Origin of the sequence: Flavobacterium sp. 40-81 (assembly GCF_001898245.1) — a bacterium.
Classification (GTDB): domain Bacteria; phylum Bacteroidota; class Bacteroidia; order Flavobacteriales; family Flavobacteriaceae; genus Flavobacterium; species Flavobacterium inviolabile.
In genome coordinates, this window is the sequence record NZ_MKTM01000005.1 from 110,798 (window position 1) to 136,913 (window position 26,116).

At 41.2% G+C, this 26,116-nt stretch carries 23 protein-coding genes and 2 tRNA genes; 15 read left to right on the plus strand and 10 right to left on the minus strand.

Annotation, left to right across the window (positions count from 1 at the left end):
• Positions 1–62: 62 nt before the first annotated feature.
• The 5 genes from BGO42_RS00920 to BGO42_RS00940 are packed head-to-tail and all read right to left on the minus strand — an operon-like array spanning position 63 to position 5,186.
• Positions 63–2,333, minus strand: coding sequence for a M1 family metallopeptidase (locus BGO42_RS00920; protein ID WP_273245067.1), 2,271 nt, complete (start codon positions 2,331–2,333; stop codon positions 63–65).
• 23 nt (positions 2,334–2,356) lie between these two features.
• A complete protein-coding gene (locus BGO42_RS00925; protein WP_273245066.1) occupies positions 2,357–2,860 on the minus strand; it encodes a DUF6702 family protein in 504 nt (167 codons plus the stop codon).
• A 15-nt stretch (positions 2,861–2,875) separates the two neighbouring features.
• Positions 2,876–3,670 (minus strand): BamP family beta-assembly machinery protein, encoded by a 795-nt coding sequence (locus tag BGO42_RS00930; protein WP_177730048.1) that lies wholly within the window; start codon positions 3,668–3,670, stop codon positions 2,876–2,878.
• Positions 3,660–4,403, minus strand: a complete 744-nt coding sequence (locus BGO42_RS00935) for a carboxypeptidase-like regulatory domain-containing protein (RefSeq protein WP_273245063.1) — start codon at positions 4,401–4,403, stop codon at positions 3,660–3,662. Before BGO42_RS00935 ends, BGO42_RS00930 begins: the two co-directional genes overlap by 11 nt.
• A 36-nt stretch (positions 4,404–4,439) precedes the next feature.
• On the minus strand, positions 4,440–5,186 hold the full coding sequence (locus tag BGO42_RS00940) for a carboxypeptidase-like regulatory domain-containing protein (RefSeq protein ID WP_177730050.1): 747 nt from the start codon (positions 5,184–5,186) through the stop codon (positions 4,440–4,442).
• A gap of 166 nt (positions 5,187–5,352) precedes the next feature.
• On the opposite strand from BGO42_RS00940, the gene pepE reads away from it, so the two are divergent.
• Complete coding sequence (gene pepE, locus BGO42_RS00945; RefSeq protein ID WP_273245061.1) at positions 5,353–6,060, plus strand: dipeptidase PepE; 708 nt, start codon at positions 5,353–5,355, stop codon at positions 6,058–6,060.
• 43 nt (positions 6,061–6,103) lie between these two features.
• Here pepE and BGO42_RS00950 read toward each other — a convergent pair.
• Positions 6,104–6,179: transfer RNA gene (locus BGO42_RS00950), tRNA-Gly, on the minus strand.
• 32 nt (positions 6,180–6,211) lie between these two features.
• Positions 6,212–6,287 (minus strand) — tRNA-Gly (locus BGO42_RS00955).
• 170 nt (positions 6,288–6,457) lie between these two features.
• Here BGO42_RS00955 and BGO42_RS00960 point away from each other — a divergent pair.
• Together BGO42_RS00960 and BGO42_RS00965 are read left to right on the plus strand one after the other, a co-directional pair.
• Complete coding sequence (locus BGO42_RS00960; RefSeq protein ID WP_273245059.1) at positions 6,458–6,913, plus strand: GNAT family N-acetyltransferase; 456 nt, start codon at positions 6,458–6,460, stop codon at positions 6,911–6,913.
• Positions 6,914–6,959: 46 nt separating this feature from the next.
• On the plus strand, positions 6,960–8,552 hold the full coding sequence (locus BGO42_RS00965) for a L,D-transpeptidase family protein (protein ID WP_273245057.1): 1,593 nt from the start codon (positions 6,960–6,962) through the stop codon (positions 8,550–8,552).
• Here the strand turns inward: BGO42_RS00965 and BGO42_RS00970 are convergent.
• Positions 8,541–9,251 (minus strand): murein L,D-transpeptidase catalytic domain family protein, encoded by a 711-nt coding sequence (locus tag BGO42_RS00970; protein ID WP_177736116.1) that lies wholly within the window; start codon positions 9,249–9,251, stop codon positions 8,541–8,543. The genes BGO42_RS00965 and BGO42_RS00970 overlap by 12 nt on opposite strands.
• Positions 9,252–9,452: 201 nt before the next feature.
• On the opposite strand from BGO42_RS00970, the gene BGO42_RS00975 reads away from it, so the two are divergent.
• Entirely contained in the window at positions 9,453–11,882 is a 2,430-nt protein-coding gene (locus BGO42_RS00975; RefSeq protein WP_273245055.1) for a DUF5916 domain-containing protein, read from the plus strand.
• The gene (gene gpmI, locus BGO42_RS00980; protein ID WP_273245053.1) at positions 11,879–13,411 is read left to right on the plus strand and encodes a 2,3-bisphosphoglycerate-independent phosphoglycerate mutase; all 1,533 of its coding nucleotides are present in this window, start codon (positions 11,879–11,881) and stop codon (positions 13,409–13,411) included. Before BGO42_RS00975 ends, gpmI begins: the two co-directional genes overlap by 4 nt.
• A 34-nt stretch (positions 13,412–13,445) precedes the next feature.
• Here the strand turns inward: gpmI and BGO42_RS00985 are convergent, their stop codons facing one another.
• Entirely contained in the window at positions 13,446–14,720 is a 1,275-nt protein-coding gene (locus BGO42_RS00985; protein ID WP_177730056.1) for an acetyl-CoA hydrolase/transferase family protein, read from the minus strand.
• Positions 14,721–14,845: 125 nt separating this feature from the next.
• Here BGO42_RS00985 and map point away from each other — a divergent pair, with 125 nt between their 5' ends.
• The 5 genes from map (at position 14,846) to pruA (ending at position 20,031) form a co-directional block, all read left to right on the plus strand.
• Entirely contained in the window at positions 14,846–15,664 is an 819-nt protein-coding gene (gene map / locus BGO42_RS00990) for a type I methionyl aminopeptidase (RefSeq protein WP_177730057.1), read from the plus strand.
• A gap of 62 nt (positions 15,665–15,726) precedes the next feature.
• The gene (locus BGO42_RS00995; protein WP_177730058.1) at positions 15,727–16,491 is read left to right on the plus strand and encodes a class I SAM-dependent methyltransferase; all 765 of its coding nucleotides are present in this window, start codon (positions 15,727–15,729) and stop codon (positions 16,489–16,491) included.
• Between the two features lie 79 nt (positions 16,492–16,570).
• Positions 16,571–17,836: a type IX secretion system plug protein gene (locus tag BGO42_RS01000; protein ID WP_273245049.1), complete on the plus strand. Its 1,266-nt coding sequence runs from the start codon at positions 16,571–16,573 to the stop codon at positions 17,834–17,836.
• A 78-nt stretch (positions 17,837–17,914) separates the two neighbouring features.
• Positions 17,915–18,301: a Co2+/Mg2+ efflux facilitator ApaG/CorD gene (gene apaG, locus BGO42_RS01005; protein WP_177730060.1), complete on the plus strand. Its 387-nt coding sequence runs from the start codon at positions 17,915–17,917 to the stop codon at positions 18,299–18,301.
• A 104-nt stretch (positions 18,302–18,405) separates the two neighbouring features.
• Complete coding sequence (gene pruA, locus BGO42_RS01010; RefSeq protein WP_273245047.1) at positions 18,406–20,031, plus strand: L-glutamate gamma-semialdehyde dehydrogenase; 1,626 nt, start codon at positions 18,406–18,408, stop codon at positions 20,029–20,031.
• A 56-nt stretch (positions 20,032–20,087) separates the two neighbouring features.
• On the opposite strand, the gene rsmG is transcribed toward pruA, so the two are convergent.
• A complete protein-coding gene (gene rsmG / locus BGO42_RS01015) occupies positions 20,088–20,717 on the minus strand; it encodes a 16S rRNA (guanine(527)-N(7))-methyltransferase RsmG (RefSeq protein WP_177730062.1) in 630 nt (209 codons plus the stop codon).
• Positions 20,718–20,833: 116 nt separating this feature from the next.
• On the opposite strand from rsmG, the gene BGO42_RS01020 reads away from it, so the two are divergent.
• The 5 genes from BGO42_RS01020 to BGO42_RS01040 all read left to right on the plus strand — a co-directional run bounded on the left by BGO42_RS01020 (position 20,834) and on the right by BGO42_RS01040 (position 26,085).
• A complete protein-coding gene (locus tag BGO42_RS01020; protein ID WP_273245045.1) occupies positions 20,834–21,928 on the plus strand; it encodes a fatty acid desaturase family protein in 1,095 nt (364 codons plus the stop codon).
• A 43-nt stretch (positions 21,929–21,971) separates the two neighbouring features.
• Positions 21,972–23,174, plus strand: coding sequence for a pyridoxal phosphate-dependent aminotransferase (locus BGO42_RS01025; protein ID WP_177730064.1), 1,203 nt, complete (start codon positions 21,972–21,974; stop codon positions 23,172–23,174).
• A 177-nt stretch (positions 23,175–23,351) separates the two neighbouring features.
• Positions 23,352–24,518: a formate-dependent phosphoribosylglycinamide formyltransferase gene (purT, locus tag BGO42_RS01030; RefSeq protein ID WP_273245043.1), complete on the plus strand. Its 1,167-nt coding sequence runs from the start codon at positions 23,352–23,354 to the stop codon at positions 24,516–24,518.
• A gap of 3 nt (positions 24,519–24,521) precedes the next feature.
• A complete protein-coding gene (locus tag BGO42_RS01035) occupies positions 24,522–25,097 on the plus strand; it encodes a Crp/Fnr family transcriptional regulator (protein WP_273245041.1) in 576 nt (191 codons plus the stop codon).
• Positions 25,098–25,362: 265 nt separating this feature from the next.
• On the plus strand, positions 25,363–26,085 hold the full coding sequence (locus tag BGO42_RS01040; RefSeq protein WP_218618744.1) for a pirin family protein: 723 nt from the start codon (positions 25,363–25,365) through the stop codon (positions 26,083–26,085).
• The last annotated feature ends 31 nt before the right edge of the window (positions 26,086–26,116 follow it).

A 26,116-nucleotide genomic window follows, 5' to 3' on the forward strand; every position in this document is an offset into this window, starting at 1 on the left:
AGTTTAACTCCCCTGTTTTTGATTTTTATTAACACAAAAAAGCACTCTGACGAGTGCTTTTTTTATTTTTTTTCAAATTCATCAAACTTCGATTTGACTTCTTCTTTTGGCCAGACATTGTTGCTAACGTCAATATCTGCTGTTTCCAGCTTCGGATCCAGCTGTATTTTTTTAACGGGTTTTCCGGTTGCAAAAACACGTTTTGCTGTCTGATTTCCTTTTCTCCAGATCTGAACCGGGAAATGGTGCAGCTCCTTTGTTCCGTCTTCAAACTGTAATTCAACAATGATTGGCATCATCATTCCGCCCGGTTTGTCAAATTCTACCTCATAGAAATATTTCGGGGCTTTTAATGCTTTTCGCTCGTCTGCCGACAAGCCATCAACATAATCGCTTAAAGGTTTCACATCCTGTATTGCAAAAGGTTTTTTCATATCGGCTTTAAAGTCTTCGCTCTTATCCGAAACCATATATACAAACGGTCCGTTGTCCTGAAGGAAACGTCCTCTTTTTGCTGCAAAATCCTTCATCTCTTTCGTTGGCACATCCGAAACATAGAATTGTTTTACTTCTTTGATTCCGATATCCACATAATCGGTCGAATAAAACCATCCTTTCCAGAACCAATCCAGGTCTACTGCCGAGGCATCTTCCATGGTTCTGAAGAAATCTTCCGGCGTTGGATGTTTGAATTTCCAGCGGTTGGCATACGTTCTGAAAGCATGGTCAAACAATTCTCTTCCCATAATCGTTTCCCGCAGTATGTTTAAGCCTGTAGCCGGTTTGGCATAGGCGTTAGCGCCAAACTGATGGATCGTTTCCGAGTTAGACATAATCGGCTCCAGGAACTTCTGGTCGCCGCTCATATACGGTACAATCTTCGCTGCCGGACCTCTGCTGGAAGGGAAATTTTTATCCCAGCTTTGTTCTGTTAAATATTCCAGGAAGGTATTTAACCCTTCGTCCATCCAGGTCCATTGCCGCTCATCGGAATTGACAATCATCGGAAAGAAATTGTGTCCTACTTCATGGATAATAACACCCATCATACCATATTTGATACGCTCACTCACATAACCTTTTTCATCCGGACGTCCGTAGTTCCAGCAAATCATCGGATATTCCATTCCCTGGTCTTCTGCCGAGATAGACACGGCTTTCGGATACGGATAATCGAAAGTATAACTGGAATAGCTTTTTAGCGTATGGGCTACCACTCTGGTCGAATACTGTTCCCACAACGGATTGGATTCCGGCGGATATAAGGAAATTGCCATTACATTTTTTCCGCCTATTTTAACGGCCATCGCATCATAGATAAACTTTCTCGAAGTCGAAAAAGCAAAATCCCTTACGTTCGTCGCTTTAAATTTCCAGGTTTTCTTTTTATCCGAAAAGGTTTTGGAACGCTGTTCGGCCTCCGACTGGGTTACTACTACAACTGGGTTGTCATACGATTTCTCCGCCAGTTCATACCTGCGCAGCTGTTCTGCCGTTAAAACCTCTTTTCTGTTCATCAGATCACCGGTTCCTTCCATGACATGATCGGCCGGTACTGTAATATTCACTTCAAAATTCCCGAAAGGCAATGCAAATTCCCCTTCTCCCCAAAACTGCATGTTCTGCCATCCTTCCACATCATTATAAACCGCCATTCTCGGGTAAAACTGTGCAATTACATACAGATTATTCCCGTCTTTTTCGAAATGTTCATATCCGGAACGACCACCGTCAACACGGTAGTTATTAATGTTGTACCACCATTTGATGGAAAATGAGATCTTTTCTCCCTTATTAAGAGGCTTGTCCAGATCAATACGCATCATCGTCTGGTTGATGATGTATTTCATCGGATTTCCTTTGGCATCCTTAACAAACTCGATGTTATGACCGCCCTGGAAAGGCTCCTGTAAAAAATTCTTGGCAAAACCGTCAGGAGTCAGCGCACCGTTCATTCGCTGATCGGCCACTAACGGGGATTTGGAATCCGGTTTCTTTTCGTTCTGATCCAATTGCACCCATAAATACGTTAACGGATCGGGAGAATTGTTATAATACGTGATGGTTTCTTCACCGCTTAGCCTGGTATTCTTATCATCCAGCTCAATGTTCATTTTATAATCTGCCTGCTGCTGATAGTAAGCCGGTCCGGGTGCACCGGATGCCGTTCGGAACATATTAGGGGTTGCCATTTGTGTGTACATCTGACTGAACTTATTCGTGTCATAATGCCCCGGCTCCCGTTTCTTGTCTGTATTTTTTGTTTCCTGAGCAATAGTAATTAACGGAATTGCTAATGCCAATATTGAAAAAATAGAGGTCGATTTTTTCATAATCTGAATCACTTTATTAAGTTCTAATATTCGATAAATTCTTTTGGTTTACTATTAGTAAGCAAAAGACTCTTTTTGTTACTGTTAACACTGGTATGAATTATATTTTGCTGATCCGGAAAAATTTCCGTCAGCACTGTATTGTAAACTTCCAGGGTGTTTATTTTTTCAGATACCGGCACCGTAAGGTAACAGATCACCACATCGTCTTCTGTTTCTCTTCCCAAAAACCGGATTGTTTTTTCGGTGTTGTTGATTTTGATGCGCACCTTTTCAGCCAGGTATTTTTTTAGTAATTCTTCTGTTTCCGGGGCTTCTTTAGGCGTTGCCAGGTAAATTTTCTTTTTGCTTTTTTTCTCCAGCGCTTTTTCTAAATCATCTGTAAAAATCCTTGCCGTAATCTGCATGGTCTTTTTCTCCGGGACATAGTTCATCTGGAAAATAGAAACATAGAATTTATGCAGGCCCATAGCGCTGAGTCCTGTAAAAAGTACTATCAAAAGTCCGTATCGCAGCATTTTTATCATGCTTCAAAGATAGAATTAATTCTTTTTCTGCAACAAACGATACTCATTACTCTTACTGATTAAAAAGTCGATAAGTTCAAACTCTTTCTGAGGGGCTAAAAGTGCCCTGTTCGCGTCGCCTGCATCACAGTAGGTCAGGAATGGCCCGATCTGCTCTTTTTTAAGTTTCAGGACATTGGTAAAAAAACTATCAGACAGCTTTTCCCTGACGGCATCCGCAAAAATCTTATCGGTAATAAACTGTGTTTCTTTTTTGCCTTCTTTCCGGGTACTCTTAAACAGTTTACCTATTAAAGCGCCCACTTTTATAAAGTCGACTCCCGTTAGCGGGCTCAGGTGTGTAATTAACGGAGCTTCTGCCGGCTTGGAAAGATAATCGGGTTTAAAATCGGTATCAAACAGCATTTTCTGGGTTACAGCAACCTTCACATTCCGGTCTTTCAGTTTCTGGGTATCGCGCTCCAGATCGCCCGAAAGCCGTTTTACAATCACTTCATTCAGCTGGTTAACTTCCACCTGTAGTTTCAGTTTCAGTTCTTCCAGATCGAAATCCCGCTTTTCCAGTACTATGAGCAGCGGACTAAACGACAGACTGGTAAAAACCAGTGTGTCTTTTGCCCTGGCATAAATTTGAAAGGCACCGGCTTTGTCGGTCACTGCCTTGTTCTTCGTTGCTGTATTTAAGACCGTGATGTTATCCACATCCAGACTGTCAATAAAAATTTTCCCTCTTAGCAATTCTCTGTCGGTATTCTGGGAGAATCCTAAAAAGGAGCAGAACAATAAAATCAGAAGCAGCTTATTTTTCATCGGTGATTATTTTTTTGTATTGCACAGCTAATTCGTTTAATAAAAAGGTGGCCAATGTTTTATTCTTTGCTTTTATGGCCGCTGTAAATCGTTCGTTTTCTACGGCATAAAAAATAAATCCCTGTACATATTCTTCCGGAATTTTCAAGGTATTCACAAAATAATCTTCTTCATACATGCCTTCCAGCCTGCTCCGGAATACTTCTTTTTTCTCTACTTCCAGTTCTTTCTTCAGCATTGCTGTTCTGCCGGAAAACCAGTTAAGCAGCGGATCCAGGGAAGCCGAACTGCTTAATCCCAGCTGGGCATCCACACCGGAAGCGGTTTTTAGCTTTCTTTCTGCCGGAGTATATTTTTTTTGTCCTCTGGGAACCAGTCCCAGACTTTCGGAAGTAATTTTTCCATAAGGATTAATTACCACTTCACTCAGCTGCCGCACCATTACTTCCAGTTTGATATAAAAAACGGTTTCCTTAAAATCTTTTTCTTCCAGTTTAATCTTTTTCCCTTTAAACTGAACGGCAGAAATTATCAGGGTATCGTTAGGCTGGGCATGAATGGCAAAATATCCTCCATTCTCTGTTACTACTGCCTTTTCCGTATTTTTATTAATCACATGCACCCCATCGAGATCGGTAGAATTCGCCATGATCTTACCTTTCAGAACGGTTTGGCTCTGCGACCATGAAGTTACAGAAAATAGCAACAAAAACAAAGGAAATATTCTTTTCATATTGAGTATCAGGGAAAAAATCCGGCGGGCAACAACTTATTCAGCGATTATTTTCAGGTATTTTACAGCCAGTTCTGTAACCAAAAACGTTGCCAGGGTTTTGTTCTGGCTTTTCACGGCATTTTTAAACGGCAAATCATCCAGGGTGTATATCCAGAAACCATCGATATTTTCTTTTGGAATTTTCAGTTCTTCAACCAGATAATCTTCTTTAAACCAATACTGCAGTTTTAAAGTCAGGAGTTCCCGCCTTTCCACTTCCAGCTCTTTTTTAAGCCTTGTTGTTTTACCCGAGATAGCATTCAAAATAGGATCAAAAGGCAGCTGTCCACCCAAAAGCCCCAACAGCTGTATTGGTTTAAAATCGCCGGCCGTTTTCAGCCTTCTTTCCGCCGTAGTATATTTTTTTTGCCCCGGCGAAACCAGCCCCAGGCTTTCCGAGGTAATGGTCTGCTTTGCTACCACTACCTCATCGAGCGCTCTGACTTTCACAGTCAAGGGCACTATAAAGGGTATTGTTTCAAAGTCTATTGCCTGCAGGACCAACCGCTGATCCTGGTATTGAACAGCAGAAATATACAGGGTATCCCCTACATTTCCACGAATCGTAAAAGAGCCGTTCTTATCGGACATAACCGTTTTTTTAGTCTGTTTATTCGCAATCGTAATTCCTTCGAGTTCGCCTGCTTTCCCGGCAGTTAATTTTCCTTTAAGCGCCTTTTCATTCTGAGAAAAGACTAAAGATGAACAGGACAGTAAAAAAAGGAGTAATGGTTGCTTCATTCAGATTCTTATAATATGCAATAAATAGCGGTTAACAGGGTAAAAGTATCGGCTTATTCTCAAAATTTATTGCCAACAACTTGGTAAAATTATGTTAATTATACGAATTTCGAATTCGCACCGATTTCTAATAAAACGTATCTTTGAATGATTAGAACTCACAACAATGAAGAAAATAATAATTGCAAGCACCTCAACGCTGCACAGCGGAAGCTATTTAGAATACCTGCTTCCTGCGCTTCAATCGCATTTTACAGCCGTAAAAACACTGCTTTTCATCCCTTACGCAAGGCCGGGCGGTATTTCTCACGAAGATTATACCCAAAAAGTAAGCGAGGCTTTTTCAAAAATCAATATAGCGGTAAAAGGCCTACACGAATTTGAAGATCCCATCGAAGCTGTAGCAAAAGCAGAAGGAATTTTTACCGGTGGCGGCAATACCTTTTTACTGGTAAGCCAATTATACCAGACCAAAGTTATCGGCGCTCTTGAGACAGCCGTAAAAAACGGCACACCCTATTTAGGCACTTCGGCAGGAAGCAATATCTGCGGTTTAACAATGGGAACCACTAATGACATGCCTATTGTTTATCCGCCAAGTTTCAAAACACTGGGTTTTGTTCCGTTTAACATCAATCCGCATTATCTCGATCCGGATGTAAATTCCACACATATGGGTGAAACCCGCGAAACCCGGATTAATGAATTTCATCATTTCAATACCCAGCCGGTACTGGGATTAAGAGAAGGAAGCTGGCTTGTTGTAAACAACGACACCATTACATTAAAAGGTAACTTAACGGCTCGTTTGTTCCGACGCAACCAGCAGCCGGAAGAAATGGCAACAGGAAGTGATTTAAGCCATTTACGATAGGCTATAAAACAAAAAACCCGAAACTAAGTTTCGGGTTTTCTTTTGGAGCGGAAGACGAGGCTCGAACTCGCGACAACCAGCTTGGAAGGCTGGAGCTCTACCAACTGAGCTACTTCCGCAGGAATGGTTTTTTAAAACTCCATCAAGTTTTTGGAGCGGAAGACGAGGCTCGAACTCGCGACAACCAGCTTGGAAGGCTGGAGCTCTACCAACTGAGCTACTTCCGCATTTGTGAGTGCAAATATAGCTAATAAATTTCCTTACATGCAAATTTTTTATTGAAAAAAAAGTAGTTTTTTTGAAGCAACTATTCCCGTTTTACTGCATCTATAGTATAAATTATTTATTATTAAAACGTTAGGTTTTATTTCAGGAATACTTTGATTACCGAAAATTTATGGTTTTTATAAAAAAGATTGACACCAAAACAACTTTTTCAGTTCGTCAGCCGGTTTTAAGACCCGGAAAACCTGTTGAAAGTTGTTTTTTTGACGGCGATGATTTGGAAACTACAACACATTTAGGCTTGTATAACAACAGTATTTTAGCCGGAATCGTTTCCATATTCAGGACAAGCAACGCCGCTTTTCCGGAAAAAGAGCAATATCAGCTTCGCGGAATGGCGGTTTTAGAAGATTTTCAAAAGAAAGGATATGGCGAACGCCTTGTAAATGAAGCCGAAAGATATATTAAAGAACAGGACGGTACTGTTATCTGGTTTAATGCACGGGAAATTGCTGTTGCCTTTTACAAAAAAATGGGTTACGAAGTTATGGGAGAAAAATTTGAGATTCCAACAATCGGCACGCATTTTGTAATGCGAAAATGTGTACAAAACGTTAAACAGGATTAAAAACGCTGTTTATTTTTTGTACCTTACTATTAATTTTTTACAAATTATGCTACATCGTTACTATTTATTACTGGTTCCCATGTTCCTTTTCGGCTGTAAAAAAGAAAAGGCGGTTATTGCCGAACAAATCATTCAGAAAGATACCATAAAAGTAACTCCCCTTGCTTTTCCGGAAGCTATCGCTATTGACACCGCTTACTTTGCAGATTATCCTGAAGAAGTAAAACAGTTTTACAAAAACAACCTGTACAAAACGGTCTGGACCATCGAAAAAGACCGGAAGGCGCTGACAGCAGCAATTAAAAACAGTGAATTTGACGGCCTCAATCCGGACGATTATTCCATTGGTTCCATTGAAAAACAGGAAGCCGGTCACAAAACCCTTTCTGAAAAAGAGCTGATCACGAATGATATTCTGCAAACGGCTGTTTTTTACAAGCTGGCAAATCATTTATACAACGGAAAAGTTGTCCCGACCAAATTATACAGCGACTGGGATTTGTATCCGAAAGAGATCAATCTTAACACCAAACTGCAAAATGCGTTAAAGCACCATACTATTGAGGAAAGTCTGGATTCTTTAAAGCCCGATCACATTGTTTACAAGCGTTTAAAAGATGCTTTGCAAAAGATTGAAAACATGCCGAAAGACAATGTTAAAGACATCGTAGTGAGTGACAAAATTGTGCTGAATGACACCAATGCGGCCATGGTCACGATAAAAAAACGACTGGCTTACTGGGGTGATTATAAAAAAGAGGATTCACTTACATCGGTATATGATGAAAAAACAGCCGGCGCAGTCAAAAAATTTCAGAAGCGACATGGTTTAACAGCCGATGGCGTTATTGGAAAAGGTACCGTTAGCGCTTTAAACTTTTCCAAAGCGACCCGGAAAAAACAGATTATTGCCAATTTAGAACGCTGGAGATGGTTCCCGAGAGATCTGGGCGAAAGCTATGTGATTATCAACATTCCCGATTTTAACCTGTATGTAGTCAAAGATAACGACACGGTTCAGAATCACCGCGTAGTCGTTGGCCGTGCCAAAAGAAGAACGCCGGTACTTTCGTCCCGATTCAGCAATCTGATCATTAATCCTACCTGGACCGTTCCGCCAACAATTTTAAAAGAGGACCTGACGCCTTCTGCCAGCAAAAACAGAAACTATTTTGCCAATACCGGGATTACTATATATGACATGAAAGGCAATGTGGTGAGTCCGGGAGACTGGAATGCCAACAAGTCGAACAACTACCGTTATGTACAAAAACCAGGCAGCAACAACTCCCTGGGATTAATCAAATTTAATTTCAGCAATAAGCATTTGGTATATCTGCATGATACAAACCACCGCGATTATTTCAAACTGAACAATCGCGCCTTAAGTTCGGGCTGTATCAGGGTGGAGGATCCTTTTAAATTATCCGGCTATATTCTGGATAATGAAGAAAACAACTGGACTAAGGAAAAAGTAGATAAAATGATTGCGACCAATAAAACGCAGAGCATTGTATTGAAAAAGCCCACCTTTGTACATCAGCTGTACTGGACAGCATGGATGGACAAAGACGGGCTGGTATTCAGAAACGATATTTACGATCTTGATTTAGAGCTCTACAGCAAATTACGAGATTAATTTTGATTTCATTTCGTAATTGCGTGATGGATGATAGATAAAAAGACACGACTGGTCTTTTATCAGGTTAATGATTTCCTTGTGAAGTGCAACCGGAACAGCAGGACAACCCTGACTTCTTCCCAGTCTTCCTTGTGAAGAAATAAAACTTTCATTAGCATAATCAGCACCATGCATCACAACTGCTCTGTTTCTTGCATTGTCATTGATGCCATATTCCAGTCCGTCCAAACGTAGGGACATTCCGTGTTTACCCTGATAAACTTCTCCGGTAGCATAGAATCCTAAACTACTTTTGAACGAATTGGTTTCATTGGAAAACTGGTTGGCAAATTCATCTCCGCTGTTTTTCCCGTGGGAAACCACAGACTGAAGTAAGATAGTGTTCGTAGCCATATCAATCACCCAAAGTCTTTTTTGAGTGGAGGACAGACTAAAATCTATTAAAGTCAAAATATCTTTTTTGATAACGCCTTGTTCTTTTAACTGATAGAAACCTTCCAAAGCTTTTGTAAAACTTTCCAGTTTCGGCATCGAGTAGGATTTGGTATTCAGGGTTGTATATAAGCTTTTAACTTTTAATTCAAATGAGGCTTTCGCATTGGCTGCTACTAACTTTGGCGGGTCTGTTTCCTTGATTGAAACTGGCTTAAAAGACAATAAAAAAAGAAACAAAACCGGGAAAATTCTGTAAACCATTGATAATCTATTCATTATATTACTGTGTGTTGAGTCCAAAAATATATATAAATTTTAAACGACCAAATTTTTTTTGACATTAATCGGCTAACTTTAACATTTTAATCGCTTTTTATTAAATTTTAACATTTAATACCTTGCTAATTCTTACAAAAAACACTTCAAAAAAGTACATTTGTTAATTTTAATGCGAAAAACTATATGAAAAACGCAGTTTTATTCATTTTTATTATCCTGAACACAACTTTTCTCTCCGGTCAGGAAATAAATAATGAAATTGAAAAAATTGCAATCCGTAAAAAAATACTCAATGCACGGCTGTCTTCTTCCGCTGTAACGATTGACGGAAAGTTGCAGGAAACAGCATGGGAACAAGCGGAAACAGCATCCGGTTTTATCACCTATCAGCCCGATAACGGAAGCCTTGTTAGTCCGGAAAAACGCACCGAAGTCCGTGTATTGTATGACGATGACGGTATCTATATTGGCGCCATGCTTTATGATGATCCTGCCAAAATTGTAAAAGAAATTACCGAACGGGACAAATTCGGAACCTCCGATTTCTTTGGTATTTTTATTAACGGCTATAACGACGGGCAGCAGGATTTCCGCTTTTTTGTAACTACTGCCGGCACGCAGCTGGACTGCATTGCCACCGCAAGCGGTGAAGATTATACCTGGGACGGCATCTGGCACAGCAGCGTCAGCATTACCGACTTTGGCTGGACAGTTGAAATGAAAATTCCTTATGCCGCCATACGGTTTTCCGAACAGAAAGACCAGATCTGGGGTGTGAACTTTTTCAGGGAAATCCGGCGTGACCGCCAAAAATATACCTGGAACCATATTGACAATAAAATTGGCGCCACCATCACGCAGGCCGGTATTTTAAAGGGCATTGCCAATATAAAACCGCCTACCCGGTTGTTCCTGATTCCTTATTCTTCCGTATATCTGAACCATAATGATGACGGTACCAAAACAGAGTTCAAAGCCGGAATGGATATCAAATACGGGCTTAGTGATTCTTTTACACTGGACGCCATTCTGGTACCCGATTTCGGCCAGACGGCTTTCGACAATGTCATCCTGAACCTGGGGCCTTTTGAACAGGAATTCAACGAAAACCGCCCTTTCTTTACGGAAGGTACCGATCTTTTCAACAAAGGAAAACTCCTGTATTCCCGCAGAATCGGAGGCGAGCCTTCCACTACTCCAACCACTACTGAAGACGAAGAAGTCACCCATTTTCCGGGCAGGGTTAATTTACTGAATGCCTTAAAACTTTCCGGAAGAACATCCAAAGGACTGGGCATAGGCGTGATGAATGCCATTACCGAAAAAACCGAAGCCACCGTCCGGAATACCGTTACCGGGACTACCCGGACTGAAGTTGTCGAACCGTTAACGAACTATAATATCCTGGTACTGGACCAGCGATTCCGGAAAAACTCCTCTGTATCCCTGGTGAATACCAGCGTGCTTCGCAACGGAAATTTCCGGGATGCAAATGTATCGGCAGTACTGTTCGACCTCAACACTAAAGCCAATACTTACAACCTTGCCGGAAACGCAAAATACAGCCATCTCAACACTGCCGAAAAACCGCAAAACGGATATACCACCTATCTGAACTTTAGCAAAACCAGCGGCAAATACCGTTTTAGTGCCAACACTACCTATATCTCGAAAGACTACGACATTAATGATATGGGAATCATTTTTGAAACCAATTACCACAACTTTTATGTGAATGGGAATTACCGTATCCTGAACCCGAACACCACCTTTAATTCCTTCAAGATAAGCACGATTAATTATATCGAAATCCAGAATACCACCGGCCGTTTGCAGGAAGCTACGTTTGAGCTGACCCTGGATTCCGACAGTAAAAAAAATCATTATATCGGCGGAGGCCTAGGCTTATCTCCTTTTGAAACCTACGATTTTTACCAGCCGCGCCGGGAAGGTCGTTTTGTGTACAATCCCAGATATTTCAGTATGTGGCTTGATATTTCTTCCAATTACAACTACCCTTTTGCCCTGGATGCCAATATTTACCTCGATCTTTTCGATCAGGACAAAAGGCATACCTATGGCATCCGCCTGAGTCCGCGTTATCGTTTTAACGACAAGCTAACCTTAGTGTACGCTATTGACTGGACCCGTCAGAATGACGATAAAGGCTGGGTAGATTTTGATGAGGATGCGATTATTTTTGCCAACAGAAACCGGAATACCATTGAAAATACCATCGTTGGGAAATTTTCGCTTAACAACAAAATGACCTTCAACCTGAAAGCCCGTTACTATTGGTCGTATGCCGAAAACCTGAATTTTCTTTCACTGACAAACGACGGACATTTCACGCCCAATCCCGGTTATAACGAGGACAAAAACTCCAATTTTAAAATCTGGAATTTCGATTTATCCTACTCCTGGTGGTTCGCACCCGGCAGCCAGCTTTCGGTTCTTTACCGGAATAATGCAATTCACAACGAAAAGCACTTAAATAAAAATATTATTGATAATTTAGACAACACTTTAAGCAATAATCTAAACAACACATTTTCAATTAGTTTTCGTTACTATATTGATTACAACAATGCAAAAAAATGGTTTAAAACATGAAAAAGAAAGTAATTTTAATGATTTTGGACGGTTGGGGAAAATCTCCCGACCCAAAAGTTTCTGCAATTGACAATGCCAATACTCCTTTTATAGATAGTCTTTATACCCAATATCCAAATGCTTCCCTGCGAACGGACGGCTTAAATGTAGGTTTACCTGAAGGACAAATGGGCAACTCCGAAGTGGGCCACATGAATCTGGGTGCCGGAAGGATCATTTACCAGGACCTGGCAAAAATTAACCTGGCGGTACAAAACAAAACATTAAACAACGAAAAGGCTTTACGGGATGCTTTTGAATATGCCAGAAACAACACTAAAAAAGTACATTTTTTAGGACTGCTCTCTGATGGCGGGGTGCATTCCCACACTTCACACCTGAAAGGCTTATTGGATGCGGCTCAGGATTTCGGACTGAAAGATGTTTTTGTACATGCTTTTACAGACGGACGTGACGTCGATCCAAAATCAGGGGTACCCTATATAGAAGACCTGGAAAACTACCTTCACAAATCATCGGCACGTCTGGCTTCGGTTGTTGGCCGTTACTACGCCATGGATCGTGACAAAAGATGGGAACGCATTAAACTTGCCTATGACCTGATCGTAAACGGAAAAGGTGTTCCTACCCAAAATCCTGTTTCGAGTGTACTGGCCAGTTACCACAACAATATCACCGATGAATTTATTGAACCGATAGTTGTGGTGGACAACAATCAGCAGCCGGTTGCCACGATAGCAAACGGCGATGTTGTGATTTTCTTTAATTTCAGAACCGACAGAGGCCGTCAGCTAACCGAAGCTTTATCGCAGAAAGACCTGCACGAGCAAAACATGCACAAACTGGATCTGTATTATGTAACCATGACAAACTATGATGATACCTACCAGAATGTTCATGTGATTTACGACAAAGACAACATCACCGAAACACTGGGAGAAGTACTGGAGAAAAACGGTAAAAAACAGATTCGTATCGCCGAAACCGAAAAATACCCGCACGTTACCTTCTTCTTTTCCGGCGGACGCGAAGCTCCTTTTGTTGGAGAAAGCCGCCTGTTATGTCCGTCGCCAAAGGTAGCCACCTATGATTTAAAACCCGAAATGAGCGCTTTTGACTTAAAAGATGCCCTGATTCCGGAACTTAAAAAAGGCGACGTGGATTTTGTTTGCCTAAACTTTGCCAACGGCGATATGGTAGGCCACACCGGCGTTATGGAAGCGGCAATCAAAGCCTGTGAAGCCGTTGACATTTGCGTAAAAGAAGTTATTGAGACCGCTTTGGAAAACAATTATACCACTATTGTTATTGCCGACCACGGAAATTGTGAAACCATGATCAACCCGGACGGCACGCCAAACACCGCCCATACAACAAATCCGGTTCCGATTATTTTAGTGGACAAAGACCTGAAATATATCGATAACGGAATTTTAGGCGACCTGGCTCCTACTATTTTAGAATTAATGGGTATTGAAAAACCGGCTGTCATGACACAGCACTCTCTTTTAAGACCTTTTGAAAAATAAACCCATAAAAAAAGCTCCTTATCCGGAGCTTTTTTTATTTAAAACGACTGATGTCATAATACGATTTCTCGATCCATTCCTGATGATCCGGATGCGCAATCCGAAGCAGTTCCTGAACACGCTGCTTTAATGTTTTCCCATATAGATCGGCAATTCCGTATTCCGTTACGATATACTGTACATGGGAACGTGTTGTTACCACTCCCGCACCCTGTTTCAGATACGGCACAATACGGCTTTCTCCTCTTTTGGTAACCGATGGCAGCGCAATAATGGCTTTTCCGCCTTTACTTAAAGAGGCTCCCCGCACAAAGTCCATCTGTCCGCCCACACCGGAATACATTTTCGCCCCGATCGAATCGGCACAAACCTGACCGGTAGCATCCACTTCTATCGCCGAGTTAATCGCTATCATTTTGGGATTTCTGCGAATAACAGACGTGTCATTTACATAAGACGATTCCCGCATTTCAATAAACGGATTGTCATCTACAAAATCATACAAACGCTGGGAACCGATTAAAAAAGTAGCCAGAGCCCTTCCGCGGTTTACTCCTTTATAATTACAATTGATCACATCATTTTCGATCAGGTCAATTACCCCGTCGGAAAACATTTCGGTGTGCAATCCTAAATTTTTATGGTTTACGAGTTTCGCTAAAACGGCATTCGGAATGGAACCGATTCCCATTTGAAGCGTACTTTCATCTTCGATCAATCCGGCAACCAATTCCCCGATTTTTGCTTCCACCGGGCTGATCTCTTTCGAACCGTGCCCGTGAATCACCTCATTTACCTCAACCAGGTAATCAATTTCGGAAATATGCAGGATTCCGTCGCCAAAAGTTCTCGGCATGTTCGGGTTGACCTGTGCGATAACCGTTTTGGAGTTTTCAATTGCCGCCATAGTCGCTTCTACCGAAACACCCAAAGAGCAATAACCGTGACTGTCCGGTGGCGATACATGGATAAAAGCCACATCCAGGTGAATCACCTTTTTACGGAATAAATGCGGCAGTTCACTTAAAAAAACCGGTGTATAGGAACCGTTTCCGGCCGCCAAAGTGTGCCGTACATTCTGACCGATAAAAAAGGAATTCACATGAAAACTTTCTGCCAGTTCCGGATTTGCATAAGGGGCTTCCCCTTCCGTATGCAAATGGCATACTTCAACGTTTTTCAGTTCGGAGGCTCTTTCGGCCAGCGCCTTTGTTAAAACAGTGGGCGTTGCGGCCGCTGCCTGTACATAAATTCTGTCATTCGACCTTATAATCTTTACAGCTTCTGCTGCAGAAACATATTTACTCATACCTCTAATTTTTATGTAAAATTAAACCCACATAAGTTACGAAAATATGACGAAACTCATGTGGAAATTTCAATTAATGAATAATCAACAGAATGTTGTACTTTTGCGGTTTGAAATTCAATGTTATGATTATTCCCAAAACAAGAGAAGAAATAGAATTAATGCGAGAGAGTGCCCTATTGGTTTCTAAGACCTTAGGAATGATTGCCAGTGAAATCAAACCTGGTATTACCACGCTTCAACTTGATAAATTAGCCGAAACATTCATCAGAGACCATCAGGGGATTCCCGGATTTCTGGGATTATACGGCTGTCCTTCCACCTTACTGACAAGTGTTAACGACCAGATTGTTCACGGTTTACCAACCGACAGACCAATCCAGGAAGGCGACATTGTTTCGGTAGATTGTGGTGCTATTAAAAATGAATTTTATGGTGACCATGCCTATACTTTCGAGATTGGCGAGGTAGCTCCCGAAACGAAAAAGTTACTTCAGGTAACCAAAGAATCTTTATATGTTGGTATCCGTGAATTCAAAATCGGGAACCGCGTGGAAGACGTTGGAAATGCCATTCAGAAATACACCGAAGCACACGGCTACGGAGTAGTTCGTGAATTGGTAGGTCACGGTTTAGGCAAAAAAATGCACGAAGAACCGGAAATGCCAAACTACGGAAAAAGAGGCCGCGGTAAACTTTTTATAGAAGGAATGGTTGTAGCTATTGAACCGATGATTAACATGGGTACCAAAAACATCAAACATTTAAAAGACGGATGGACGATTGTTACCCGCGATGGAAAACCAAGTGCTCACTTTGAACACAATGTGGCTATCGTGGACGGGAAACCGGAATTATTATCCACTTTCGAATATATTTATCAGGTTTTAGGCATTCAATCTGATGAAGAAAAAGAATTTAGAAAAGAAGCTTTAGTACTCTAAATATAAAGTGCAAACGCTGTAATCCCTAAAAATTGCAGCGTTTGTATTTCAAAAATCTGTAAATGAAATCCGCTTTCAAATTTATCCTGAATACCATCCCAAGACCTTTATTAATAAGGTTGAGTTATGTTGCACGACCTGTTTTGGCTTTAGCCTTAAAAGGAAATGCGTTTACCGATCCTATAGACGGGAAAAGTTTCAGAACGTTCCTTCCGTACGGTTACGGCACGCAGCGCAACAATGTTCTTTCTCCCAGTACGCTTTCACTGGAAAGACACCGTTTATTGTGGTTGTATTTAAAAAATGAAACCGATTTCTTTACCGCTCCCAAAAAAGTACTGCACTTTGCTCCGGAGCAGGCTTTCTACAAATTATTCCGGAACCAGAAAAACCTGGAATATACCACTACCGATTTATTATCGCCGTTAGCCGATGTAAAGGCCGACATCTGCAACCTGCCTTTTGCAGACAATTCCTATGATCTGATATTGTGCAATCACGTTTTGGAACACATTCCGGACGACACCAAAGCCATGCAGGAATTATACCGTGTTTTAAAACCGGGCGGCATGGGCATTTTTCAAATCCCGCAGGATTTGTCGAGAGCCGAAACTTTTGAAGATGACTCCATTACCGATCCTAAAGAACGCGCCCGTATCTTCGGACAGTACGACCACGTTCGCGTTTACGGAAGGGATTATTTCGACAAGTTAAGAAACATTGGTTTTACCGTTGTGGAAGAAGATTACACCCAAAAAATCGCACCCGATCTAGTAGAACGCTATTGCCTGGCCAAAGGTGAAATTATTCCGGTTTGCTATAAATAAAAGCTTTTTGGATCAATAGTTGTATGAATTGTTTTAGGAGAATTGATTATCTTTACCTCTCAGACAATTTCAACAGACTATGCTATTTCATACAAAACTACGAATCTTAACGCTGCTATATTGTGTATTTCTAAGTACTGTTTCTGCTTTTTCACAGGTTGAAACCGAAGTAAATCCGCCATTCAACATTAAAACGATTTCCTTTGTACAAAGCGGCGCCAACACGATTCCGATGTTTCGTCTGGGCGATACTTTTGAACTCCAGTTTGACGATTTGTTTGGCAATGAAGCCGACTATTATTACACCATCACGCAATACAATTACGACTGGACGCCTACGATACTGGCAAAGTCTGAATATTTGCAGGGCATGGACAACCAAAGGATTATGACCTATCAGAACTCCTTTAATACCTTACAGATCTATTCCCATTACAAACAGGCATTCCCCAACCGTTTTAACCGTATTTTACTAACCGGTAACTATATGGTTAAGATTTTTAACGACAACCAGGAACTGGTTTTTTCAAGACGCTTTATCATTTATGAAGAAACCGTGAGCGTACCGCTGCAAATAAAACGTTCCCGTGACCTGGCGACAATTGAGAAAAAACAGAATATGGATTTCACCATTAAAATGGGCGATAACAACCTGCAAAATCCGATACAGAATGTCAAAGTGGCGCTATTGCAAAACGGAAGATGGGACAATGCCATCATGAATATCAAACCGCAATACACTTTAGGTTCCGACCTGATTTACCGTTATAACAAGGAAACACAATTCTGGGGCGGAAATGAGTTTTTATATTTTGACAACAAAGACATCCGAAATCCCGGAAACAATGTGGGCAAAGTAACTTCCGGAGAAATTTACAATTCTCTTTTGTATGCCAATTCTTCGAGAGCCGACAGGCCGTATACCTATAATCCGGATATTAACGGCAGCTTTTACATTCGCAACATCAATTCAGACAATGGGGAAACGGAAGCGGATTATGCCTGGGTATATTTCACCCTGATACCGCAAACCACATTGACCAGAAAAGATATTTATGTAAACGGTATGTTTAACAACTATGCCCTGTCTTCAGAAAACAAAATGGATTTTAACACCGAAAAAGGGGTTTATGAAAAAGCCATACTGCTCAAGCAGGGGTTTGTCAACTACCAGTATGTAACGGTAGATGCCAAAGGAAAAGTAGACAATGAAAATGCTTTTGACGGCAATTTTTACCAAACCGAAAACAACTACTTTGTAATTGTATATTACCGCGGAAACAACGACCGTTATGACAAAATCATCGGGCGTGGATTTGCTACTTCAGAAAATATCACTAACTAAAAAAGTTTTAAATTTAACATAATAGATACAAATATTTATTATTTTTGGACTTATTTCTTTTAAAAAGCAATCGAAAATATGGTTTCACAAATAACGAGAGGCATAAAAATTTCCGTCTTGACTAGTTTTGAAGGTACATACTTCAAAAACTACAAAATTCACTTTGCCTTTAGTTATGAGATCACGATTGAAAACCAGAGCAAAGACTCCGTACAGTTAAACTCCCGCCACTGGGAAATATACGATTCGTTAAACGATATTGAAATTGTAGACGGCGAAGGTGTTATTGGTAAAAAACCGGTTTTAAAACCGGGAGAAAAACACACTTACAGCTCCGGCTGCCTGCTTTCATCGCCATTTGGCGCGATGCGCGGTTATTTTAATATGGTCAACTTTACAACGACCAGAAGTTTCCGTGTCATTATTCCTACATTCCGGTTGAGTGCCCCTTTCGCGCTGAACTAACCGATAATTTATCAAAGCATTAACACAACAAAAAAATCCTTTTTAGTGAATATTTTGTATCTTCGCTACGCGAAAAATTTGATCAATACAAAATACAGATTATTATGCCAAAAGGAATATACAATGTACCAAAAGCAGTTAACGAACCCGTTAAATCTTATGCTCCCGGTACTCCGGAAAGAGAGGCAGTTTTAGCTACTTTCAAAAAGATGTACAGCGCAAATGTTGATGTACCTTTATATATTGGCGGAGAAGAAATCCGTACAGGAAAAACAAAAAACCTAACGCCTCCATTCGACCACAAACATATCGTAGGACAATACCACGAAGCAGAAAAAGAGCATATTGAAAAAGCAATTACAACTGCTTTGGAAGCTAAGAAAAAATGGGCTGCCCTTTCATGGGAACACAGAGCGTCTATTTTCTTAAAAGCTGCCGATTTATTAGCAGGTCCTTACCGTGCAAAAATCAATGCAGCAACCATGATTGCTCAGGCAAAAACGGTTCACCAGGCAGAAATTGATTCTGCCTGCGAATTAATCGACTTTTTACGTTTCAACGTTCAGTTTATGACGCAGGTATATGCAGAACAGCCTATCTCTTCTGAAGGTATCTGGAACCGTTTGGAGCACCGTCCGTTAGAAGGATTCGTATATGCGATCACTCCGTTTAACTTTACGGCTATCGCCGGTAACCTTCCTGCTTCTCCGGCATTAATGGGGAACGTTGTGGTTTGGAAACCAAGTGCAACACAAATCTACTCGGCAAATGTAATTGTTGAGGTATTCAAACAAGCTGGTTTACCGGATGGTGTTATCAACGTAGTGTATGGAAACTCAGCGATGATTTCCGACACATTATTGGCAAGTCCTGATTTTGCCGGTATTCACTTTACAGGTTCTACAGGCGTATTCAACGACATGTGGGCTAAGATCGGACAAAACATCAGCAAATACAAAACATATCCAAGAATCGTAGGAGAAACCGGAGGAAAAGATTTCGTTCTGGCACACCCTTCTGCTATTCCGGCACAAGTGGCTACCGCTTTATCAAGAGGTGCTTTCGAATACCAGGGACAAAAATGTTCTGCTGCTTCAAGAGCTTACTTACCAAAATCGTTATGGCCGGCCATCAAAGAAGTTTTAGTAGCCGATTTAGCGTCCATGAAAATGGGATCGCCGGAAGATCCTTCCAACTTCGTTTCTGCTGTTATTTCTGAAAGCTCTTTCGATAAATTAGCCGGTTTTATTGACCAGGCTAAAAAAGACAGCGATGCTGAAATTATTGCAGGAGGTAATTATGACAAATCTATAGGGTACTTCATTGAGCCAACCGTTATCGTAACAACCAACCCGAAATACAAAACCATGGAAACCGAATTATTCGGACCTGTTTTAACCATCTACGTTTACGAAGACGCTAAATGGGAAGAAACACTTGCTTTAGTAGACGGAACTTCTGAATATGCTTTAACAGGAGCTATTTTCAGCCAGGATCGTTATGCTATTGAAGAAGCAACCAAAGCATTGGAAAATGCAGCCGGAAACTTCTATATCAACGACAAACCAACCGGAGCTGTTGTAGGACAACAACCGTTTGGAGGTGCAAGAGGTTCGGGAACCAACGACAAAGCCGGTTCGGTATTGAACCTGATTCGTTGGGTATCACCAAGAACAATCAAGGAAACATTTGTTCCGCCAACAGATTATAAATATCCGTTCTTAGGATAACAGCATACAACAAAAAAGGTCCGTTATATAACGGACCTTTTTTATTACTGATGGTATTACACTTTATACTTCAACGGAAGGTGAACCACCTTTTTCGTTTCAAAAAACGGATCTTCAAAAAAGTCCGACAAATCATATTGTGTCGCTTTTGGAAAATCCTGCAGCTCTTCGGTCAGATCGCCTCCTTTTAAATAAAGGATGCCGTTTTTCAGCTCGTGCTGCTGCTTTTTAGCAATCTTATCTTTTACCCATTTTACAAAATCAGGCATATTGGTCACCGCACGGCTCACAATAAAATCGAAGTCTTCATTTACCAGCTCTGCACGCTTTTGTTCTGCTTTCACATTTTTCAATCCCAGGGCTGCCGCAACTTCATTAACCACACGGATTTTTTTGGCAATTACATCGATCAGATAGAAATCTACTTCCGGATACAATATCGCCAGAGGAATCCCCGGAAATCCGCCTCCGGTTCCCACATCCATAATCTTTGAACCCGGCTTAAACTCCTGAATCTTAGCGATCCCTAAAGAATGAAGAACATGTTTTACATAGAGTTCTTCAATATCTTTTCTGGAAATCACGTTAATTTTGGCATTCCAATCCTGATACAATCCTTCCAATTGCTGAAACTGAAATACCTGATTTTCGGTAAGGTTAGGAAAATACTTTACAATATCCTGCATTATTCTAAATTTTATGCAAAAGTAAACATTTTATGGTAGTTTTTTTTGCATTTTTAACCTATTGCAAATTGATTAATAATTACCTTTGAGCGAAAATTTTGCATTTTAATAAACTTATGATAAAACAGACTCCGCTTTTTTCCAAAACCGATAGTTTAAAATTTTTCAGGACACTAAATAAGAGAGTTAATGATTATTTTAAGGAAAATAATATCAAAAAAACAGGCAACTGGAAGCTGCATTTAAAAACACTGATCATGTTCAGTCTTTTCTTTGCTCCGTATTTCCTGATTTTAACCATAAGCATGCCGCTATGGATCCATCTTTTAATGACCATTGTAATGGGCATCGGGATGGCAGGCGTTGGAATGAATGTGATGCACGACGGGAATCACGGTTCCTATTCTTCCAAACCTTGGCTGAATAAAATAATGGGCGGCAGTATGTATATCCTTGCCGGAAATGTTTACAACTGGCAGGTACAGCACAATGTATTGCACCACACGTACACCAACATCCACGGACACGATGAAGACCTGGAAGCGGGAAGAATCATTCGTTTTACCAAACACGCAGAATGGTCACCGGCACATAAATTCCAGCACTACTACTCTATTTTCCTTTACGGATTACTAACGTTTAACTGGGCCATTACTACCGATTTCAAACAAATGAGACGTTATATCAAAAGAAAACTGTCTTATGGCGAATTCCCAAGTCCTTTTAAATTGTGGACAACTCTGGTAATTACAAAAATCATTTACTTTTCCATCTGGATCATCCTGCCTATTATTTTAGGCATTGTATGGTGGGAAGTACTGCTTGGCTTTTTCATCATGCACTATACCGCCGGATTAATCCTTAGTGTGGTATTCCAGCTGGCACACGTAGTAGAAGATACCCAGCATCCGCAACCGGACGAAAACGGAGAATTGGAAAACACCTGGGCTGTGCACCAATTGTACACTACCGCTAACTTTGCACCTAAAAACAGAATTGTAAACTGGTACACCGGTGGATTGAACCACCAGATTGAACACCATATTTTTCCAAACATCAGTCACATTCATTACAGCAAGATTGGTGAAATTGTAAAACAAACGGCCGAGGAATGCAACTTACCTTATTATGAATTTAAAAGCATGCGCATGGCGATTGTTTCCCACTTCAGACATTTAAAAGAAATGGGGCAAAAACCCGTTACCGCTTAAACGATACTACTAAAACACAATTTTTAACAACAAACCTTTTTTTATGAATCCGCTTTCAGATAGAATTAATAATTTATCGACCTCACAAACTTTAGCTATGGCTGCAAAAGCCAGAGAATTAAAAGCTGAAGGAAAAGATATTATCAGTTTAAGTTTGGGTGAACCCGATTTCAATACTCCTGATTTTATTAAAGAAGCTGCCATTCAGGCTATTCACGACAATTACAGCAATTACCCTCCGGTGGAAGGTTATTTAGACTTAAAAGAAGCCATTTGTAGAAAATTCAAAAGAGATAATAATTTAGACTATAAACCGTCACAAATTGTAGTTTCAACCGGAGCAAAACAATCGTTATACAATATTGCCCAGGTAATGATCAATCCGGGTGATGAAATCATCCTTCCGGCTCCTTACTGGGTTAGCTATTATGAGATCATCAAAATGTCCGGAGGTATTCCGGTAGAAGTTCCTACAAGTATTGAAAACGATTTCAAAATTACTCCGGAGCAACTGGAAGCGGCGATCACACCTGCTACAAAAATGGTATGGTACAGCTCTCCCTGCAACCCAAGCGGTTCCGTTTACAGCAGAGAAGAACTTACCGCATTAGCAGCGGTATTGGAAAAACATCCTTCCATTTATGTTGTTGCCGATGAAATTTACGAGCACATCAATTTTACAGGAACCTATTGCAGTATTGCTTCTATCCCGGGTATGTTAGACAGAACCATAACCGTTAACGGTGTGGCCAAAGCATTTGCCATGACCGGATGGAGAATCGGTTATATCGGAGCACCGGAATTCATTGCCAAAGCCTGCACCAAAATGCAAGGCCAGGTAACCAGCGGTGCCAATACTATTGCACAACGCGCTACCATCGCAGCAGTAGATGCCGATCCTTCCGTACTAAAACACATGGTACAGGCTTTCCACAGCAGAAGAGATTTAGTAGTAGGGCTGATTAAAGAAATTCCGGGAATGAAAATCAATGTTCCGGAAGGGGCTTTTTATGTTTTCCCTGATGTTTCCGCATTTTTCGGAAAAACATTAAAAGGAATCCAGATCAATAATGCCGATGATTTCTCCATGTACCTTTTATCGGAAGCCAATGTGGCAACGGTAACCGGTGATGCTTTCGGAAACCCGAACTGCATCCGTTTCTCTTACGCAACAAGTGAAGATTTACTAAAAGAAGCGCTGCGCCGAATTAAAGAGGCGGTAGCATCTTCCGAAGTTTTAGCATAAATGTACGCCTCAGGTTTTCCTGGGGCTTTTTTTTACTATCCCTGTAGTCCGGTCCTGCTTTTTAAATTCGTGATAATTATCGTATTTTTCACCTTTGCAATACAGGCACCGCCTTCACCCGGCCGGTGGCTGCCGGACTAACCCGAAAACAAACTATTAAAACCATAACACAACACAATGAATAAGAAAATATTATTACTCGGTTCCGGAGAATTAGGAAAAGAATTTGTTATCGCCGCACAGCGCATCGGCCAGACCGTAATTGCAGTAGACAGTTATGAAAACGCCCCCGCTATGCAGGTAGCCCACGGTTTTGAAGTGATCAACATGCTGGACGGTGACGCTTTAGATCGTATCGTTGCCAAACACAATCCGGATTTTATTGTTCCGGAAATTGAAGCCATCCGTACCGAACGTTTTTACGATTATGAAAAACAGGGTATACAGGTTGTTCCGTCTGCCAAAGCAGCAAACTTTACGATGAACAGAAAAGCGATCCGTGATTTGGCCGCTAAAGACCTGGGACTGCGAACCGCCAACTACCGTTATGCAACCTCAGCCGAAACATTGCAAAAAGCCGTTTCAGAAGTCGGAATCCCATGTGTGGTAAAACCCTTAATGTCGTCATCCGGCAAAGGACAGTCCACCATCAAATCGGAAGCAGATATTGAAAAAGCCTGGCAATATGCCGTGGAAGGTTCCCGTGGTGATGTGGTTGAAGTAATTGTAGAAGCTTTTGTAAACTTCCATTCGGAAATTACCTTATTAACCGTAACCCAGAACAACAACCCTACGCTATTCTGTGCACCAATCGGGCACCGTCAGGAACGCGGCGACTATCAGGAAAGCTGGCAGCCGGCACGTGTTTCCGATAAAGACATAGCCGAAGCACAGGATATGGCCGGAAAAGTGACCGCAGCTTTGGGCGGCGCCGGATTATTTGGTGTGGAATTTTTCCTGACCGACGAAGGCGTATATTTCTCAGAACTTTCCCCTCGTCCGCACGATACCGGAATGGTAACTTTAGCCGGAACGCAAAACTTCAATGAATTCGAACTTCATTTGCGCGCTATTTTAAGCTTACCGATTGCCGAAATCATTTTGGAAAAAAATGGTGCCAGTGCCGTAATTTTAGCAACCGAAAATTCTGAAAAACCCGGTTACACCGGAATTGAACAGGTTGCTGCTTTACCCAAAACCGATTTCCGAATCTTTGGCAAACCAACCTCAAGACCCTACCGGAGAATGGGAGTTGTACTCACCAGTGACACTACCGGTACCGCTATAGAGGAAATTACCGACAGAGCTAAAAAAACAGCCGCATTAGTAACCGTAAATGCCTAAATAATGAATCTTCTCCTTACCAATATTGCCAAACATGTTTCGCTATCACCGGAAGAGCAGGAATTGCTGTTGTCGTTAACCGAATCGAAAAGCTATAAAGCAAAAACGGTCTTATTAAAAGAAGGGGAAGTATGCCTGTATTCCTATTTTGTGACCCATGGCATCCTGCGCAGTTATACCGTGGATGAAAACGGCGTGGAACACGTGGTGAGTTTTGCCTCACCGGGCTGGTGGATAGCCGACATGTACAGTTTTTTATCACAGCGTCCCGGACAGCTGTTTATTGAAACCAATGAAGATGCCGAAGTAATACTGCTATCCAAAGAAAACCAGGAACTTCTTTACGATAAAGTCCCTAAAATAGAGCGCTTTTTCAGAATCCTGATCGGGAACTCACTTGTGGCAAACCAGCAGCGACTCATTGACAACCTCAGCTATACAGCCGAGGCCCGTTATGACAAGTTCACTAAAAAGCATCCCGACCTGATCCACTGCCTGCCGCAAAAGCAAATTGCATCCTATATAGGAGTAACGCCGGAATTTTTCAGTAAAATGAAAGCCCGGATGCTCAAAAAATAACACCTCGCTTACTACATATATCCCCGTTAGTTTTCAAACACTAACGGGGATAATTATTTCTTAATCTAGGTTAAGCACATTCTGTTTCAAGTGGTTGTATCTTTGACATATCAAAATAACCGTTATGAATAGAAAAGATTTTATCAGAAAAAGTTTATTAGGTACCGGAGCAGTTATCACCGGATCGGCACTGGCAAAAGAAGCCCTTTCAAATACAGAAGAAACAATAGGATTCAATCATATTCAAAACACAAACTCAAAGATCATGGAAAATATAGTATTACACAAAGCAGATACCCGTGGCAACGCTAATCACGGATGGCTACAAAGTTATCACACTTTTAGCTTCGCGAATTATTTCAATCCCGAAAGAGTAAACTTCGGAGTACTGAGAGTATTGAATGACGATACTGTTGCAGCCGGAATGGGCTTTGGGACGCATCCGCATGACAATATGGAAATTATCAGTATCCCACTGGAAGGCGACCTGGAACATCAGGACAGCATGGGTAACAAAACCGTTATTAAAAAAGGTGATATCCAGGTCATGAGTGCCGGAACCGGTGTAAAACACAGCGAATACAATAAAAACAGCGATAAAGAAGTAAAATTTTTACAGATCTGGGTATTCCCGAACAAAAAGAATGTTAGTCCGCGCTATGACCAGATTGCTTTAAACGAAGAAGAAAGACACAATAAATTACAGCAGATCCTTTCGCCTAACCCTGACGATGCCGGTGTATGGATCCACCAGGATGCCTGGTTTCACATGGGAAAATTTGACCAGAATACCGAAGCCCAATACCGTATAAAAAAAGAAGGCAACGGTTTATATGTTTTTGTACTGAAAGGAAGCCTTACCGTAAACGGACAGGAACTAAACACCAGAGACGGTTTTGGTATCTGGGATATTGACAGCGTTAACATTAAGGCTGCCACCGATGCTGAATTCTTATTGATGGACGTTCCGATGAACATGAACCTGTAAATAAAACAAAAACAACATATTATTTCAATAA

What these genes read in the sequence shown, in the direction of transcription:
- BGO42_RS00940 (WP_177730050.1), bottom strand. Translation starts at nt 5,186, where the DNA reads ATGAAGCAACCATTACTCCTTTTTTTACTGTCCTGTTCATCTTTAGTC.
- BGO42_RS00930 (WP_177730048.1), bottom strand. Translation starts at nt 3,670, where the DNA reads ATGAAAAATAAGCTGCTTCTGATTTTATTGTTCTGCTCCTTTTTAGGA.
- BGO42_RS01035 (WP_273245041.1), top strand. Translation starts at nt 24,522, where the DNA reads ATGAATCTTCTCCTTACCAATATTGCCAAACATGTTTCGCTATCACCG.
- purT (WP_273245043.1), top strand. Translation starts at nt 23,352, where the DNA reads ATGAATAAGAAAATATTATTACTCGGTTCCGGAGAATTAGGAAAAGAA.
- pruA (WP_273245047.1), top strand. Translation starts at nt 18,406, where the DNA reads ATGCCAAAAGGAATATACAATGTACCAAAAGCAGTTAACGAACCCGTT.
- apaG (WP_177730060.1), top strand. Translation starts at nt 17,915, where the DNA reads ATGGTTTCACAAATAACGAGAGGCATAAAAATTTCCGTCTTGACTAGT.
- gpmI (WP_273245053.1), top strand. Translation starts at nt 11,879, where the DNA reads ATGAAAAAGAAAGTAATTTTAATGATTTTGGACGGTTGGGGAAAATCT.
- BGO42_RS01020 (WP_273245045.1), top strand. Translation starts at nt 20,834, where the DNA reads ATGATAAAACAGACTCCGCTTTTTTCCAAAACCGATAGTTTAAAATTT.
- BGO42_RS00975 (WP_273245055.1), top strand. Translation starts at nt 9,453, where the DNA reads ATGAAAAACGCAGTTTTATTCATTTTTATTATCCTGAACACAACTTTT.
- BGO42_RS00965 (WP_273245057.1), top strand. Translation starts at nt 6,960, where the DNA reads ATGCTACATCGTTACTATTTATTACTGGTTCCCATGTTCCTTTTCGGC.
- BGO42_RS00935 (WP_273245063.1), bottom strand. Translation starts at nt 4,403, where the DNA reads ATGAAAAGAATATTTCCTTTGTTTTTGTTGCTATTTTCTGTAACTTCA.
- BGO42_RS00925 (WP_273245066.1), bottom strand. Translation starts at nt 2,860, where the DNA reads ATGATAAAAATGCTGCGATACGGACTTTTGATAGTACTTTTTACAGGA.
- BGO42_RS01000 (WP_273245049.1), top strand. Translation starts at nt 16,571, where the DNA reads ATGCTATTTCATACAAAACTACGAATCTTAACGCTGCTATATTGTGTA.
- pepE (WP_273245061.1), top strand. Translation starts at nt 5,353, where the DNA reads ATGAAGAAAATAATAATTGCAAGCACCTCAACGCTGCACAGCGGAAGC.
- BGO42_RS00995 (WP_177730058.1), top strand. Translation starts at nt 15,727, where the DNA reads ATGAAATCCGCTTTCAAATTTATCCTGAATACCATCCCAAGACCTTTA.
- map (WP_177730057.1), top strand. Translation starts at nt 14,846, where the DNA reads ATGATTATTCCCAAAACAAGAGAAGAAATAGAATTAATGCGAGAGAGT.
- rsmG (WP_177730062.1), bottom strand. Translation starts at nt 20,717, where the DNA reads ATGCAGGATATTGTAAAGTATTTTCCTAACCTTACCGAAAATCAGGTA.
- BGO42_RS01025 (WP_177730064.1), top strand. Translation starts at nt 21,972, where the DNA reads ATGAATCCGCTTTCAGATAGAATTAATAATTTATCGACCTCACAAACT.
- BGO42_RS00920 (WP_273245067.1), bottom strand. Translation starts at nt 2,333, where the DNA reads ATGAAAAAATCGACCTCTATTTTTTCAATATTGGCATTAGCAATTCCG.
- BGO42_RS00985 (WP_177730056.1), bottom strand. Translation starts at nt 14,720, where the DNA reads ATGAGTAAATATGTTTCTGCAGCAGAAGCTGTAAAGATTATAAGGTCG.
- BGO42_RS00960 (WP_273245059.1), top strand. Translation starts at nt 6,458, where the DNA reads ATGGTTTTTATAAAAAAGATTGACACCAAAACAACTTTTTCAGTTCGT.
- BGO42_RS00970 (WP_177736116.1), bottom strand. Translation starts at nt 9,251, where the DNA reads ATGGTTTACAGAATTTTCCCGGTTTTGTTTCTTTTTTTATTGTCTTTT.
- BGO42_RS01040 (WP_218618744.1), top strand. Translation starts at nt 25,363, where the DNA reads ATGGAAAATATAGTATTACACAAAGCAGATACCCGTGGCAACGCTAAT.